The sequence below is a fragment of the Tychonema sp. LEGE 07196 genome, assembly GCF_963890365.1.
GTDB lineage: Bacteria > Cyanobacteriota > Cyanobacteriia > Cyanobacteriales > Microcoleaceae > Microcoleus.
Genome location: NZ_CAWPRX010000066.1, coordinates 1 through 15,216 on the forward strand (window position 1 = coordinate 1; position 15,216 = coordinate 15,216).

The 15,216-nt window shown below is 45.1% G+C and carries 13 protein-coding genes, 1 tRNA gene and 1 pseudogene; 3 read left to right on the forward strand and 12 right to left on the reverse strand.

Annotation, left to right across the window (positions count from 1 at the left end; translation table 11 throughout):
- Positions 1–833 precede the first annotated feature (833 nt).
- Positions 834–1,784 (forward strand): 7,8-didemethyl-8-hydroxy-5-deazariboflavin synthase subunit CofG, encoded by a 951-nt coding sequence (cofG, locus tag AACV78_RS08490; RefSeq protein WP_194012249.1) that lies wholly within the window; start codon positions 834–836, stop codon positions 1,782–1,784.
- Positions 1,785–1,995: 211 nt separating this feature from the next.
- Here the strand turns inward: cofG and AACV78_RS08495 are convergent, their stop codons facing one another.
- The 8 genes from AACV78_RS08495 to AACV78_RS08530 all read right to left on the reverse strand — a co-directional run bounded on the left by AACV78_RS08495 (position 1,996) and on the right by AACV78_RS08530 (position 9,296).
- Positions 1,996–2,772 (reverse strand): SDR family oxidoreductase, encoded by a 777-nt coding sequence (locus tag AACV78_RS08495; RefSeq protein WP_194012247.1) that lies wholly within the window; start codon positions 2,770–2,772, stop codon positions 1,996–1,998.
- A gap of 193 nt (positions 2,773–2,965) precedes the next feature.
- Entirely contained in the window at positions 2,966–4,450 is a 1,485-nt protein-coding gene (locus tag AACV78_RS08500; RefSeq protein WP_194012246.1) for an alpha-amylase, read from the reverse strand.
- Positions 4,451–4,882: 432 nt separating this feature from the next.
- Positions 4,883–5,662 carry a 3',5'-cyclic-AMP phosphodiesterase gene (gene cpdA, locus AACV78_RS08505; RefSeq protein WP_194012245.1) on the reverse strand — a complete coding sequence of 260 codons (780 nt, stop codon included), beginning with the start codon at positions 5,660–5,662 and terminating at the stop codon, positions 4,883–4,885.
- A gap of 797 nt (positions 5,663–6,459) precedes the next feature.
- Positions 6,460–6,530 (reverse strand) — tRNA-Cys (locus tag AACV78_RS08510).
- Positions 6,531–6,645: 115 nt separating this feature from the next.
- Entirely contained in the window at positions 6,646–6,822 is a 177-nt protein-coding gene (locus AACV78_RS08515) for a hypothetical protein (protein WP_194012244.1), read from the reverse strand.
- A gap of 169 nt (positions 6,823–6,991) precedes the next feature.
- Positions 6,992–8,182: a cysteine desulfurase family protein gene (locus AACV78_RS08520; RefSeq protein ID WP_194012243.1), complete on the reverse strand. Its 1,191-nt coding sequence runs from the start codon at positions 8,180–8,182 to the stop codon at positions 6,992–6,994.
- A gap of 278 nt (positions 8,183–8,460) precedes the next feature.
- On the reverse strand, positions 8,461–8,835 hold the full coding sequence (locus AACV78_RS08525; protein ID WP_339383532.1) for a four helix bundle protein: 375 nt from the start codon (positions 8,833–8,835) through the stop codon (positions 8,461–8,463).
- 59 nt (positions 8,836–8,894) lie between these two features.
- Positions 8,895–9,296, reverse strand: a complete 402-nt coding sequence (locus AACV78_RS08530) for a DUF7682 family zinc-binding protein (protein ID WP_194012242.1) — start codon at positions 9,294–9,296, stop codon at positions 8,895–8,897.
- A 191-nt stretch (positions 9,297–9,487) separates the two neighbouring features.
- On the opposite strand from AACV78_RS08530, the gene AACV78_RS08535 reads away from it, so the two are divergent.
- Complete coding sequence (locus AACV78_RS08535; RefSeq protein WP_194012241.1) at positions 9,488–11,149, forward strand: DUF655 domain-containing protein; 1,662 nt, start codon at positions 9,488–9,490, stop codon at positions 11,147–11,149.
- A 43-nt stretch (positions 11,150–11,192) separates the two neighbouring features.
- Here the strand turns inward: AACV78_RS08535 and cax are convergent, their stop codons facing one another.
- Positions 11,193–12,290: a calcium/proton exchanger gene (cax, locus tag AACV78_RS08540; RefSeq protein ID WP_194012240.1), complete on the reverse strand. Its 1,098-nt coding sequence runs from the start codon at positions 12,288–12,290 to the stop codon at positions 11,193–11,195.
- A gap of 194 nt (positions 12,291–12,484) precedes the next feature.
- On the opposite strand from cax, the gene AACV78_RS08545 reads away from it, so the two are divergent.
- Complete coding sequence (locus AACV78_RS08545) at positions 12,485–13,255, forward strand: Uma2 family endonuclease (RefSeq protein ID WP_194012239.1); 771 nt, start codon at positions 12,485–12,487, stop codon at positions 13,253–13,255.
- A gap of 278 nt (positions 13,256–13,533) precedes the next feature.
- On the opposite strand, the gene AACV78_RS08550 is transcribed toward AACV78_RS08545, so the two are convergent.
- From AACV78_RS08550 to AACV78_RS08560, 3 genes and pseudogenes are all read right to left on the reverse strand, one after another.
- The gene (locus AACV78_RS08550) at positions 13,534–14,157 is read right to left on the reverse strand and encodes a DUF6391 domain-containing protein (protein WP_194012238.1); all 624 of its coding nucleotides are present in this window, start codon (positions 14,155–14,157) and stop codon (positions 13,534–13,536) included.
- 35 nt (positions 14,158–14,192) lie between these two features.
- Complete coding sequence (locus tag AACV78_RS08555; RefSeq protein ID WP_445329581.1) at positions 14,193–14,897, reverse strand: MORN repeat-containing protein; 705 nt, start codon at positions 14,895–14,897, stop codon at positions 14,193–14,195.
- A 74-nt stretch (positions 14,898–14,971) separates the two neighbouring features.
- A pseudogene (locus AACV78_RS08560) lies at positions 14,972–15,216 on the reverse strand (hypothetical protein); the annotation flags it as partial.

Sequence of the window (15,216 nt, forward strand, 5' to 3'; positions counted from 1 at the left end):
CTACATAGAGGCGGTTGTCGGTCGATGTGACCCAGTTGCAAAACTGATCCCACAGGTTAGCGCTTTCGCGCTGCTGTAATGTGGTTGTCATGTGTTTATGATTGCGTTATTTGGTTGTCAATGTTCGTGACGGCTTTGTGTTCCGCCATGTATATAACATAAACCTTTTATTTCAGTTTGTAAAGGGTTTTTAACTACAGTTTTTATTATGTTTAGTATAAGTATTTTTTATATTGGTTTCTAAAGCTTGCTGTATGGGGATTTGATAAAGCAGAGTTCGGAGTTTACAGGCGATCGCACGAAAAAAATAATCTTCATAATCTAGCTGGCAAGGTGATTCGGGACTGGCGTGAGTGTTAAGATAGATGAAGTATTGCGATCGGCAACCGCAAAACTCGCACTTATCATAAAAATGGGTCTAAAACCCCATGCTTCTAGCACGGCTTTGCTGTATGCTTGTAGTAGTGGAAAGGTAATCAACCACTCTAAAAACCTAGCTGTCGAAAGACAAAGCGCTAAACCTTGAAAATTGAATCTAAGCGGTTCTACTGCATTTTTCGCTTACTCCACCTCGCAGTAGGTAAAAGATTCAGAGGAGCTAGACTCACAGCATTTGAAGCGAATTTGCTTCAAACTGAAACAGGACTTGCTCAAAAGCAAATAGGGTAGGGCATACCCTAATTAACGCTTGGGGAGAGTCCCACCTCTGATCTAGAGACTGCAAGGAATCTAGTTTAAGTGGTCTCGGTGAACCAAGAATCCTCGTACCTTCAGGTCGAGGAGTGTCAAATATATAGTTGTCGATCGAGTCCGATCGCTCAAAATCCCCAGGAATGTCCCGCACCGTCACCTACAGCCCCGCTTATACTCTGGTTCCCACCTACGAGTGTTTCAACCGCTGCACCTATTGCAATTTTCGGGCCCAACCGCTGCAAAGTCCTTGGCTGACACTCCCAGAAGCCGAAACACAGCTTGAGTTGCTGCTTCCTCAATGTGTAATTGAAATTCTGATCCTCAGCGGCGAAGTACATCCCGAGAGTCAACGGCGAAAAGCTTGGTTTCAGCGGATTTACGATTTGTGCGAACTGGCACTCAGTCTCGGATTTTTGCCGCATACTAATGTAGGGCCGCTCAGCTTTGAGGAGATGGCGCAGTTAAAACAAGTGAATGTTTCAATGGGGCTGATGCTAGAACAGTTGTCCCCCGATTTGTTACAAACTGTTCACCGACACGCACCGAGTAAAGTGCCGGCGCTGCGGCTGCAACAGTTAGAATGGGCTGGGGAATTACAGATTCCGTTTACGACTGGTTTGCTGTTGGGAATCGGGGAAAGTGAAGCTGATTGGATTGAGACTCTGGAGGCGATCGCCCAGATTCATTCGCGCTACAATCACATTCAAGAAGTTATCCTCCAGCCCCACAGCCCCGGAAATCAGCAAAGTTGGGAGGGTGAAGTTTTTGATGCTACAAAAATGCCGCAAGTAATTGCGATCGCCCGCAGCATTTTACCTGCACAAATCTCCCTGCAAATCCCGCCAAATTTAGTTACACAACCGGATATATTGCTGGCTTGTTTAGAAGCAGGTGCGACAGATTTAGGCGGAATTGGGCCATTGGATGAAGTTAATCCCGATTATCCTCACCTGCAACATCAAACTTTAACAGAAATTTTAGCAGCAGCGGGATGGCAACTCGTGCAACGTTTGCCTGTTTATCCTCAGTATGATAACTGGCTGCCGCAAACATTACAAACTGCTGTCAAAAAATGGAGAGTTAGTCATTAGTCATTGGTCATTAGTCATTAGTCATTAGTCATTAGTCATTGGTCATTGGTCATTAGTGATTATACCAAATCCGTATTGGGACTCCCCTTTATGAATTCGTCGGCCTTGGGGCCGACATCGTTTGTGTAGACGCGGTTTCAACCGCCGAATCATCTCAAACTACATAATAATTCCCATGCAACTGTATTCGATCTAATCAACTATTGAACTTTTAAACCAAAGAACCACCGCCATCAATCCAGACTTCAGTACCCGTGATAAAACTGGAGGTATCCGATACCAGAAATAACACTAATTTCGCGATATCTAGGCTCGAACCAGCGGTATTATCAGTCAAAGGAATCATATCTTGAAGGCAATCACGGTCAACTGGAATGCGATCGAGATGGCGCTTAACAGTGCTTTCATTGATCGCAGTCAGCACCCCGCCCGGACAGATAACATTGACTCTGATGTGACTCGGAGAAAGTTCTAGCGCCAGCATTTTTGCTAAAGCTACCTGGGCAGCTTTGCTGCAAGCGTAAGCTGTAGCGCCAACTTTTTTGAAGCTTCGGGTGCCATTAATCGATGAGGTAATCACAATCGAACCTCCTTGTTTTTTTAGATAAGGAACTGCATATTTTACAGTCAAAAATGTTCCTGTCAGATTGGTGTTAATTGTCCGTTCCCACTCATCGAGTCTTATCTCTTCTACCGGCGACCAGATACCGTTAATCCCCGCATTGGCGAACACAATATCAATTCTTTGATATTCGTCAAAAATTGTTTGAAATGCCTGCTGCATTTGCTCAGAATGGCCCACATCTGCGGCAATTGCCAGCCCGCTGCCTCCTTCATTGATTAGTTTGCGGACTGTTTCTTGCGCCGTTTCTAAACTTAGATCGATAATAGCAACTTTTGCGCCTTCCTTGGCCATTAAAATTGCTGCTGCACGACCAATTCCCGACCCGCCGCCGGTAATAACGGCAACTTTTTCTGCAAGTTTCATATTTTTTTATGTAATTTATTTGGGGACGATGTTTATAAATATAAGTATAGAGAGATAGGACTGAAGTCATCACTACGAATAGACTTGAGTCATCAAAAACAGCTAAGTAAAAATTTGTTTGATGCGATAATTGTAGCGGTAAGGTGCGCCTAGCGCACCCTACTTTAGACAGAGGATTCCGTCAAGATTACGGTCATGCTTCCTGCTGCGGAACCCAGACAGAAACTGAACCGGCGTTACACCTAAAATCTGCCCAACCATCGTCATTTGTTACGATGGGTTCTTTGACGTGTTCCATGATGTCAATATAAGTTCGATTGGGCTGGCCGACTTCCATAAACTTAGTGCCATCGCCTCCATTACTTAGTACCACAGCCATGCCACCAGGGTGTTCTTCGTTTCCTAGTCGCGTCCAGCCAATTGTGTTAGCGTGGTCGAAGTAATCGTATTGATTACCGTAGGAATAGGTTTGGCGGGCAAACAGCAATTTATCTAGAATCCACTGATGTTTGTCTAACCAAATCTCGTATTCATTGCCATCATTTGCTGTATCTTTATAGTGATCGCCGTAATAATCCGGGTAAAAAATACAGGGATATCCTTCACTCCGCAGCAGGATTAAAGCGTAAGCAAGGGGTTTAAACCAAGATTCGACAACTGATTCTAACGATTGCAAGGGTTGAGAATCGTGGTTGTCAACCAAAGTAACGGCTAGAGTGGGTTGCTGTTGAACGAGGGTGCCGTCGAAAATTGTTCGCAAGTCGTAGCTGTTGCCGGCTTTGCTAGCAGCGTGGAAGTTATAGTGGAGGGGCGCATCAAATAAGGATACTTTACCGTCCGTTGCTTGGATGAAGTAATGCAAAGCTTCCACTTCGTAAGACCAATATTCACCTACGGCAAATAGGTCGCGTTTGGCATAGTTGCGGACGTGTTCCAACCACTCTTGGAAAAATCCTGCTGCTACGTGTTTGACGGCATCAAAACGAAATCCGTCAACGTTTGTTGTATCCACATACCACTCGCCCCAGTATTTTAATTCCCCGGTGACTTCTGGGTTGTCCATATCTAAGTCGCAACCCATGAGGTAATCAAAATTGCCTTTTTCTAGGTCTACTCCCTCATCAAATTCTTTGCCTTTTAGCAGGTAAATGGCATGGTTGTCAGTGTCGTAAACGTTGTAATCAATGGCGTCAAAATGCCACCAATGCCACTCCATACTGGAATATTTTTTGTCGCGGCCGGGGAAAGTAAAATGTGTCCAAGCTTTGATTTTTTGATATTCACCTACGGTGTCATTGCGGTTGTCTGGATTGAAGGGTGTGGCTTCGGCTTCTTCTTGGGCATCGGCACCTAATTTGTGGTTGAAGACAACATCGGCATAAATCCGAATTCCAGCATCTTGGGCAGCTTTGATTGCGCGCAAATACTCATCTTTTGTACCGTATTTAGTGCGTACTGACCCTTTTTGGTCGAATTCGCCTAAATCGAATAAGTCGTAGACACCATAGCCCACATCCATACCGCCACCCGTTCCTTTATAAGCGGGTGGCAACCACAGAGATGTAACGCCAATTTTAGCTAAATCTTTTGCAGATTCGGCTAGCTGATTCCACAGGTTTCCGTCATCGGGGGTGTACCAGTGAAAATACTGCATCATGACGCCATTGACTTCAGACATATTAAGTTTTTCCTGTTTTTTAAAGTTGCCCGATCTATTGTTGTTAGTTGCCGAGCGCTCTCGCTATTTCTGCAATCTACGGTCATTACGAATGATAAAATATATGAATGAATAATAAAATATATCTTTTGACAGATTGACAATTTTGTATATTGCATAGAAAAATTTTTCAGCATATGTAACAGCGCAAAAAATATGTTCTAGGACTTGTGATTGTGCGATCGCAAACCTGCTTGATATGATGTCAGCTTGAATGCCGACGATTAAATCGGTTTGCAGTGAGGATAAATGGTTGGTAGTGAGGACTTCTGTTTTCTGAGTTTTGAGGCGCACACAAGTCCGAACGATCGAACTTGGTAACGGTTATTTTACGGGAAATAAGATGATTCTTCGATTGGGTCGATCGCACAACGACCTCTAAACTGTCAAATATCAAGATTTTGCAGGTTCTCCGGCTACTCGCTCAATCTTAGTATCCCAAGTACCGTCGATCGCCAATTCGAGCAATCTAAATCCGGGCCCGATGGTGTCGAGGACAATCGGAGAGGTTTTGGGTAACAGTTGGATGCAGGTACTGGGAGTACCCAAGTAGGAAACTCCGCCTCGCTGTTGATGAAATTCTTGGTGAATGTGGCCGCAAAGGACTATTTTGATTTGAGGGTATCGATCGACAATTGCCAAAAATTCATCGGCATTGTGCAGCATCATGCTGTCCATGATTTCACAGTCGATCGCCAGCGGATGATGGTGCAAAGCAATCGTAACAAATCGATCGCCCGTTTGTTGCAGTTGAGAGTCCAGCCATTCCAAACTCTCCGGGGAAAGCCGCCCGCCGTCGCATCCGGCTTCGACACTCGAAAGCAGCAGAAACTGCCAGTTTCCCAAGTGAAATGATTTTTCTGGGGAAATCGGCGGCTTATCTAATATTGGCTGCATAACTGGGATGTTGTCGTGATTCCCAGGTATCCAGTAAGCGGGGATGTTGAGGGGGGAAATCAAGGAGGCCAGGAGTTCGTAGGATTCGGCTGTTTCGTCTTGGGATAAATCCCCTGTCAGCAAAAGTAAGTCTGGCGGCGGCTTTATCTGTTGCAGGCGATCGAGAACTGTTTCGAGGGTGCGGGCTGTTGAAATCCCTTTCCATTGTCGATCGATCTGTGCAAACAAGTGAGTGTCGGTGATTTGGGCGACTCGGAGTGGAGAAACTGTTGTCATCAAAAAAAATGGGTATAAACCCCGTCCTTTTAGAACGGCTTTACAAAAATCGGACTTACGCATTGACCAAAAATATCATTTATATATTTTAGACAATGCCATCACTGAATCGGTTTGCCAAAATATGCTCACGTATAACTGAAGTGAATAGATTCCTTTGGACTTTATATCAGTTACTAATTGTTTTTTCAGAGCGCATAAACTCTAATCTAACAAAAGCTTGAAGTGAACACAATCTATGAGTCTTGTTGGAAAAAATAATTTAAAACCAAAGGCATTACAGGGATAAAACTAGGGCATAAAGGGTCAAAAATATATTTAACATCTCTACAAAGAACTGAAGTAATCGGATCGCTAAAAAATAAAAAATATTGGGATTTCGATGAGCTAGCTACTTATTTAGAGCCAGAATTTGGTGTCAGCTATAAATCCAAACAGAGCGATTATGAACTTTTATATCATTTGAGCCAATAAATATCTAATCACTACATATTTATTACTACCGAATTCTCAAGGCAATCTGCTGCTGACAAGGAGATGACTTACCGGAGCTTGGTCGCGGGGGCAGCACGGCTTGAAGATATAGGCTATCGCCTCGCTGTAAAATGGTGATACCAATCTTGCTCGCCTTTAACCGAGCGTTAGCTTGATTCAATTTTGCTGAAATTTGCACAGCATTAAATTTGCATTACTTTTTACAGTCAATTATCTGCAATTAAACGCGATACACACTTTGTTACAATCCCGGAAACCTTGGAAATCGGTTGTTTGAACCCTTCCAAAACCCATAAAAACAAAGGCGGCACCCAGATTTGAACTGGGGGTGGAGGTTTTGCAGACCTCTGCCTTACCACTTGGCTATGCCGCCGTTACGTCTGAAAATTGACGTTATACGATAATACACCAAATCCTGATTATTTCAACATATTTCTAAAAAATTTCCATCGCCCAAAGTTCGATCGCCCCCACAACCCCATCCCAGGCTACAGTAGAAATAGATCTATCGCCTCCGCTTCGCCCGGAACAGCAGCCTTGACATCCACCCCGTCCTGAAAGAGCGGCGATTCCCAATCATCACTGCGGGCGGGTGTCTGCTTCGTAGCACCAGCCTTGGGAGATTGGCTCTCTGGCGTTGCTGAATCAGGGTATGATACGGGCAAAAATACGAGAGGGGAGCCGAAAATGATTTCTGGGATTTCGATTGGATGCGAAGATATTGGAAAAAACCCAGTTTCTGAGATTGTGCGTCGTAGCGAGAAACCTGGTTTTTGCGAATATATTCGATTAGTGGCGAAGATTTTAGAAAAAACCAGGTTTCTGAGATTGTTTCTAATGCCGGCACAATGCTACTTTGGGCATTAATCTATCTAATATTTGCCCGATCGCAATTACTGTCCAATCAATATCAGCTTCGGTTGTTTGGTGTCCCAGTGTCAAGCGAATTCCACAAACAGCATCATTTTCGCTATATCCCATTGCTAACAAAACTGGGCTTGCTGTTAGTTTACCGCTGTTACAAGCGGAACCGGAACTTATGCCAATTCCTGCTAAGTTTAGCTGTCTCACGAGAGTTTTGCCTGTGATTCGCCCTGTATCTATTCCTTGGTAAGGGTTACATGGGGGGGAGACAATGCAAAAACTGGTGTGGTGCGGCAGTCGGTTATATCGATCGCCCGTTGGTACTAAACTGGGTATGTGGGCTAATTTGTCAAAAAGTCGATCGCGCAATTCAATCAATCTCGCTGTTTCTGCATCTATTTCCTGCAAAGCCAACTCCGCCGCCACTCCAAAACCCACGATTGCGGGCAGCGCTTGCGTCCCTGAACGCAGTTTCAACTCTTGTCCGCCCCCCCCCAACATTGGCGCTAATTCCAGTCCCGGACGCACGTAAAGCGCGCCTGCACCTTGCGGCCCGTAAAGTTTGTGACTCGAAAGCGAAAGCAAGTCTACGGGGAATTTCTGCACGTCTATTGGCAGTTTCCCGGCTACTTGAACTGCATCGGTATGAAATATGATATTGCGCGATCGGGCAATTTGTGATAATGCTTCAATTGGTTGCAGCGTGCCAACTTCACTTTGCCCGTAAACAATCGAAATTAACACTGTATTCGATCGCAATGCTTCTTGCAAATCCAAGGGGTGAATTCGCCCCAATTTATCCACCGGTAATCGCGTTACTTCCCATCCCCACTGTTCGAGTTGTCGCGCCGGTTCTGCGACTGCGGAATGTTCTACGCTGGAAATAATGATATGCTGCGGCTTTGTATAAAGACGGGCAATTCCCATAATTGCCAAATTGTCCGCTTCAGTTCCCCCGCTAGTAAAAATTATCGATTCTGGTAGTGCGTTAATTAGGCTAGCAACCTGCATTCTAGCTAATTCTAAAGTAGTGGCCGCTCTTTGTCCCCATTCGTGCAAGCTAGAAGGATTTCCCCACTGCTGAGTGAGGGCTTTTTGCATGGCTTCAATTGCTTCTGGGCGTGTCGGGGTTGTGGCGCTATAGTCGAGGTAAATTTGCATGGTTTTAATGAGTTAGTTGTTGGTTGTTATTGGTTAGTTGTTATTGGTTAGTTGTTATTGGTTAGTTGTTGTTGGTTAGTTGTTGGTTATTTGTTATTGGTTATTTGTCAAGAGTCTGTGGGTAGTTTGCTTTTGGGTATTTTCTTGAGTTTCAACGCTTGAGTATTTGCTTTGCTTTGAATTGAGTTTAGGTAAGCGTTGAGTTTGGGAGATAGTTCGTCTATTAAAGGTTTTATGCGCTCGATTTGCTCGGTGGTTAACAGGTGTCGGGCACAAGCTCATCTTAACCAGTGTCTTGTTTCATGCAGTGACCCCCTGGCTATTTTGATAAAACGTTGATTATCATTGTAGTTATACCGCCCATTCCCCTCGGCAATATTAGCACCAATACTATCGACTGACCTAACCAATTGTTGCCCCACTGTATTTTTAGCAAAGAAATCCCAGGATTGAACAATCAACCAAACTTCATTAGAAATTTGCTCTGCTAATTGATAAAACTGCAACTCTTGAAACCTAACCATACATTTACAATTATAACATTGAACAATTATAACATCTCCCCCAAAAAAAGCACAACAAATAACAACTAACAACCAACTAACAACCAATAACCAATAACCAATAACAACTAACCAATAACCAATAACCAATAACAACTAACAAATAACAACTCACAATTAACCCATAACCCATAACCCATAACAACTAACTAACTTCCCGGTTTGCAGACGTTGTAGTCTTCGTGGGACAAAACTTTTTGGGGAATTAAGAAAGTGCCGCAATCTTCACAAAGCATTCTGTAGTTGCGTGTTACAGGAATGCTCACAATCCAGCGGTTGTGACGCAGGCGTTTGCCGCCGAAATCTCTGTAATTCTTGTTTTCCCCCAAAGCTGCTATAATTGCGCGAGCTTTAGTAACTACGTGGTCGGGTAGACCTCTGAGATCGATCGCATCTCTAGCAAATGATGCTTCCCTCTCTTGTTTTTTGGTTTGTTTTTCTGCCAGCATTTCAATATATTGCTGCTGCGCTGCCAACTCTTGCGTGCAGCGATGGCACGCTTTACCATATCCTTTGTGACCGCAATCAAAAATTGTTTTTCTTTTAGCCATAAAGCAGCAGTATCGGGTTTGACCCACGCCCCTGAATGCTGCTACCCTACCAGTGATGCTTCCGGCATCGAGGCAGTTCTACAAGACGTAAAATCTATTCCCTTTCATAAAATTTATAGGTTCTAAGTTGACTTTATCGAATATGTTTGAATTGTGGGTAAGCCTATAACCTCAATAAAATTTAAAATTTTGTGACTGTATTTTATGATAATTTGCTCGGTTTGTGTTGTGCTGGACTGCTGGCGATCGCTCTGGCGGGTTGCGGACAACCAAAGCAAGAGGTGCAGAATTTGCCTCCGAGTCTGCCTCCGCTGCCTCAAGACACCTTGTTGCAAGTATACTTCAATCAGTCCCTCACTTCTAATTATACAGAGCCTTATCGCGCGCAAACTAGACCTGGGGATGATTTAGAAAAGTTGGTCGCCGAGGCAGTAGCCAGTGCTGGATCGACGGTAGATGTAGCGGTTCAAGAGTTTCGCTTGCCCGGTATTGCGCGACAAATGGCCGATCGCGCGCGAGCGGGTATTAAAGTCAGATTAATAGTCGAACATCTGTATACACGCCCTTGGAGCGATTATACAACCCTAGAATTAGCGAAATTACCCGAACGAGATCGCGATCGTTACAACGAATTCGTCCAACTTGCCGATACCAATAAAGACGGCAAATTAAGCCCGGAAGAAATCAAACAAAACGATGCTTTAGTAATTGTCAAAAATGCGGGAATTCCTGTCATTGACGATACTGCTGACGGCAGTAAAGGCAGCGGTTTGATGCACCACAAATTTGTAGTAATTGATAACAAAACAGTAATCGTAACTTCTGCAAATTTTACAACCAGCGATATCCACGGCGATTTCAAAACAGCAGCCAGTCGCGGCAATGCCAACAATTTATTAAAAATTGCCAGCCCTGACTTAGCGAAAATATTTACTCAAGAATTTAACATCATGTGGGGTGACGGGCCAGGAGGTAAACCGGACAGCAAATTTGGCATCAAAAAACCGTTTCGTTATGTCCAAAAAGTAATAGTAGGAAATGCCACTGTTGCGGTGCAATTTTCGCCGACAAGTGCGACTTTGCCTTGGGAAAACAGCGTCAATAGTTTGATTAACAAAAACTTGGGCAGTGCGAAAAAGTCGGTGGATTTGGCACTGTTTGTATTTTCGGCTCAGCGGTTGTCAAATACTCTGGAAATTACCGCTAGGCGGGGTGTTGCGGTGCGAGGTTTGATTGACTCAAATTTCATTTATCGCCCTTACAGCGAAGGTTTAGACATGATGGGGGCGACTTTGATGCAAGATTGCCGCTGGGAAGCGGACAATCGCCCGTGGAGAAAGCCGCTGACTACCGTGGGGGTGCCGCTGTTACCAATGGGCGATCGCCTGCACCACAAGTTCGGCGTTATCGACGGAAATACGGTGCTTACAGGTTCTCACAACTGGAGTGAGGCTGCAAATCACGGGAATGATGAGACGTTGCTGGCGATCGAGAGTCCGACAGTTGCGGCCCATTTTGAGCGGGAGTTCGATCGGCTTTACAAAGGTGCAATCTTGGGAATTCCCCACCGCATCAAAAAGAAAATCGACGCTAAGAAACAAGAATGCGATTCACTACAAGCAGCCTCAAAATCTGCGAATGCTAAGCCTCAAATTGCAGGGAAAAAATTAGTTAATTTGAATGCAGCCACTAAGCAAGAATTAGAAACCTTACCAGGAGTAGGCCCGAAGTTAGCGGAAAAAATTATTGCAGCGCGAGAAAGGCAGCCTTTTCAGTCTTGGGAGGATGTCGAAAGGTTGCAAGGAGTCGGAAGAAAGACAGCAGACAAATGGCGCGATTTAGTCACATTTTAAAACGATTTAGTCGCATCTTCAATATCTACCGACAATGATTGATTCAAGTAATGGGGTGAAAGTAAAATGCCGATGCTAACACAATATATGTTGCTAAAAGCAGCACTCCTTCCAGCCAATTCGAGCGCCCGTCGAGACTGATTAGATTAGCTATTGTTACCGCGATCGCAACTGCGACTACTTCAAACGGACTAAAGTTTAAATCCATCGGCTGATGAATCACTAATCCAATAATTACCAATATCGGCGCCACCAGCAAAGCCACTAGCAAACTCGAACCCATCGCGACAGAAACTGACAAATCCATATTGTTTTTCATCGCAACTCCCACCGCAGTTACATATTCGGCCGCGCCGCCAACAATCGGCAACAGAATTACCCCTGTAAACAGCGGCGTTAATCCCAATCCTTTGGTAGTTTCTTCGACAACGCCAACGAAAATTTCAGATTCAAAAGCAACGGCAACAGTTGAGGCAACTAACACCCCTACCCACAGCCACAAATTCGGTTTGTGCGCTGTAGTTTCATCGGTATTTTGAGGATTTCCTGACTCTAGTTCTAGTAAGCTGACTTCGTAAAGATAGCTGTGAGTTTTTAAGGAAAATAGCAGAGTTAGACCGTAAACTGCAATTAGGACGATCGCAGTTATTAACGAAAGATTCTGAATAGCTGCTGGTTCCACTCCGTTTGAGGTGTAAATCACCATCGCCGGCAGCAGAATTGCAATCACCGCTAGAGTCATTGTGGAACCGTTCACCCGCGCGATAACTGGCTTAAATTCTTGTTCTTTGTACTTTAGTCCTCCTAGCAGCATGGACAATCCCATAACTAATAGCAAGTTGCTGATAATTGTGCCGGTGATGCTGGCTTTTACAATGTCAATCAAGCCGGCTTTGAGGGCAACTATGGCAATAATTAATTCCGTAGCATTGCCGAAGACTGCATTTAATAAGCCGCCTATGGATGGCCCTGTGACGATCGCCACTTCTTCTGTTGCTGTGCTCAACCAAATCGCCAGAGGTACAATAGCTAAAGCGGATGTGATGAAAACTGCGAGGGAACCCCAGTGCAAATACTCAGCGGCGATGGAAATGGGGATGAAAACTAACAGGGCTATGGAAAGATTTTTTTTGATTGACATAGGGCGTCGGATGGTGTATTGAAGCGTGAAATTGAGTTCTCGGGGCGATCGCCAAATTGATTTTACACTATTCAACTATTCTCTGACAATTCTGGTGGCGAGTGCGATCGATCATTGGGAATTTTTAACCGCAAATCCACCCAGATCGAGGCAGATTGAATATAATAGAATTATATCGACATCGGTGAAAAGATATGTCTCAATCTGTAGTGCCAGTTGTTGAATCAAAGCAAATTGATACTTCACCCACTTTGACCTTTGAAGAATACCGATTTTATCAAACTGATTCCGATCTACAATATGAACTGTACAAAGGCAAATTAATTCAGGTGCCAACCGCAACAGTTTTACATATCAAAATTTGCGAATATTTAGTTTACAAATTGCAGCGTTACCTAGCCGAAAACAATCTTGACTTAGTAGCAAAAACAGGCCTGGGAGTGAGAACTGAAGAAGATACATCTCGGATTCCCGATGTAGTTGTTTGCACTCAAAGTCTTTTGGAACAAGCTGCCGCTAGACCAGGTTCTGGTATCCTCGATTTTGAGGAAAAGCCGCTGTTAGTGATAGAGGTAGTGAGTCAAAATCGGCGCGCCGATTACGTGATTAAACGAGCAGAGTACGAACTAGCTAACGTGCCCGAATATATCATTGTTGACCCTACACCTAACAAAGAATTGGTGCGAGTTTTAGCCTTTCCTGAAGGGGAAGACATCTATACCCAGACTGATTTTAGGGCGGGGCAACAACTGGTATCTGCAGTATTTCCCAATCTGACATTATCAGTGAATGAAATACTGTCTCCGCCTTTAGTTGAAGGGTTGATAAAAGCAGAACAAGCTCGGTTCCACGAACTTGAGCAGCAAGCTGCGGTGGATCGCCAACGGGCTGATGAGCAGGGCCAACGGGCTGAAAGATTGGCGGCGAAGTTGCGAGAATTAGGAGTAGATCCCGATCGCATTTAGGAGCTTCGATGACCCCTAAATCATGAGTTAATTGTTATTAGTTAGATTAAATCCGCGCTGCATCGGAATTATTCAGATATCTATTCTATTCATCGGCGTGAATCCGCGTCAATCGTTTGTCATCTGCGGTGAAGAAATTCTCTTTTTTTGACCGCAGATACAGGCAGATTAACACAGATTAACGCAGATGAGTTAGATATATTCCGGTTGCACAGTCCGTGATTGTTGACACTTTTTTGCGTCCGTGACTGCGATCGATCGGGCTTAATACTGTGCAGCTATTCTACCCAATGCACTCGCACAAAATGAGCTTCGCGTCCCCAGAAGTCGTTACTTACAGTAATATCAACTACACTCAAATTAAACGGAATAGCAGTTGTCACGTAGCGCTGAGCCAGAGAACCCGCGTCAGGAGCTAACTGAGCCGCAGCCGCAGCCGCAGCACCCAAACCTAAAAGTTGCAGGATGGGCCCTTTCGGCAGGGCTAAATTGATACCGACAGCAAGTCCAGCAGTCAGTAGCATTGCCGCGGACAAATTTGTGCCGCAGCGGGGATGTACGGCTAAATCCCACTCTCCGCCAGCAATCCGGTGCAAAGCCTCGTCCACTGCGCGACGCAACTGTGCGATGTCAACGTGACCGTAAAGATAAAATCCTTCGTCTGTGGACATCCCGCCCAATAACTGATTATCGGCTTTTGCTGTCGCTGCAGGGCCAGATTGACTGAGTACCCAAACGGTAGCGTGTTCTAAAGCATGAACTTGACGCACAGTCAAGATTTGCTTCAAACCGGGCACGAAATCTAGTTGCCGCAACAAGTCAGCATCTTGAGTCGGCTGCGGGGCAAAGTCGAAAGGAAACTCGTTAGCGCGATCGGAAGCAGAAGCAGTATTTGTCGTCATTTCAAAACAGCTCCACTAATATCAGATATTAAATTTTAGGGTTGAACGCGCTTGCCTGCGCGAAACTCTCCTGAAAACCGTCTGCCTTTAGCATCTGTAATTACTCCTCTACCGTGAGGGAGTCCCTTACGCAGTTCGCCTTGGTAGCGAATGCCGTTTGGGAAACTGCAACTACCTTTGCCGTCTAGCTGTTCGTTAAAAAACTGACCGTCGCAGCGGGTGCCGTCAGTGCGGGTGAAGACTCCCCGACCAAACGGGTTTCCTGCGAAAAACTGTCCGGCGTAGCGATCGCCGTTAGCAAAGATAAATTGCCCTTGGCCGTGCGGCTGACTGCTAGCGGCCCCCCCGCCAATTTGTTCGACAATTTGAAATGTTCCCCGGTAGCGATCGCCATTGGCAAAAATAGCTTCTCCCCTAACGATCAGACCGTTGCGGAACTCTCCCACCATGCGGGCATCGCTGGCGAACAGAAACACGCCTTGACCGTTGGGCACGCCGTTACGAAACTGTCCTTCATAGCGATCGCCATTCGAGTAGACGTATATTCCTTGTCCTTGGGGTCTGCCGCTGACGAAACTTCCTTGATAATTGTCACCATTCGAGTAGTTGCACTTGACTTGACCGTTCGGGGGAGAGCCTTCGCAAACGGGAGGGCGGGTTTGGTCTGATGCTGGCTCCGCCAATGAGGGCTGAGTGCTGGCTACAAACGAGAGGTATCCTACCCCCGAACTAACCAACATCAGGATTCCAAGTTTTTGAATTGAGCGAAGCATCAATGTTCTCAATTTTCGTTCTAGGGATTGAGGTAAATTTTTCATTTCACAGAGTTCTGGGCAACTTGGGGAGATTTTTCTCCCACAATTTTGGACACCTCTACACCGTTTTCTTCTAAAACCACAACAGGCTCGATTCCAGATTTGAAATCAACTCGTTTGATCAGCACCTGCCCGCTGGCAATCCGCTGTCCTACTTTGATATATCGACTGGTTGGCTCGTTAGGTGCTTTCACAATTACCAGTATGTCATTACCAACTCTGACCACGCCACTAACTTCAACTC

Bases quoted from the DNA above. Each gene is read 5' to 3' on its own strand.
- cofG (WP_194012249.1), top strand. From the start codon at position 834: ATGTCCCGCACCGTCACCTACAGCCCCGCTTATACTCTGGTTCCCACC.
- AACV78_RS08495 (WP_194012247.1), bottom strand. From the start codon at position 2,772: ATGAAACTTGCAGAAAAAGTTGCCGTTATTACCGGCGGCGGGTCGGGA.
- AACV78_RS08500 (WP_194012246.1), bottom strand. From the start codon at position 4,450: ATGTCTGAAGTCAATGGCGTCATGATGCAGTATTTTCACTGGTACACC.
- cpdA (WP_194012245.1), bottom strand. From the start codon at position 5,662: ATGACAACAGTTTCTCCACTCCGAGTCGCCCAAATCACCGACACTCAC.
- AACV78_RS08520 (WP_194012243.1), bottom strand. From the start codon at position 8,182: ATGCAAATTTACCTCGACTATAGCGCCACAACCCCGACACGCCCAGAA.
- AACV78_RS08530 (WP_194012242.1), bottom strand. From the start codon at position 9,296: ATGGCTAAAAGAAAAACAATTTTTGATTGCGGTCACAAAGGATATGGT.
- cax (WP_194012240.1), bottom strand. From the start codon at position 12,290: ATGTCAATCAAAAAAAATCTTTCCATAGCCCTGTTAGTTTTCATCCCC.
- AACV78_RS08545 (WP_194012239.1), top strand. From the start codon at position 12,485: ATGTCTCAATCTGTAGTGCCAGTTGTTGAATCAAAGCAAATTGATACT.
- AACV78_RS08550 (WP_194012238.1), bottom strand. From the start codon at position 14,157: ATGACGACAAATACTGCTTCTGCTTCCGATCGCGCTAACGAGTTTCCT.
- AACV78_RS08555 (WP_445329581.1), bottom strand. From the start codon at position 14,897: ATGTTGGTTAGTTCGGGGGTAGGATACCTCTCGTTTGTAGCCAGCACT.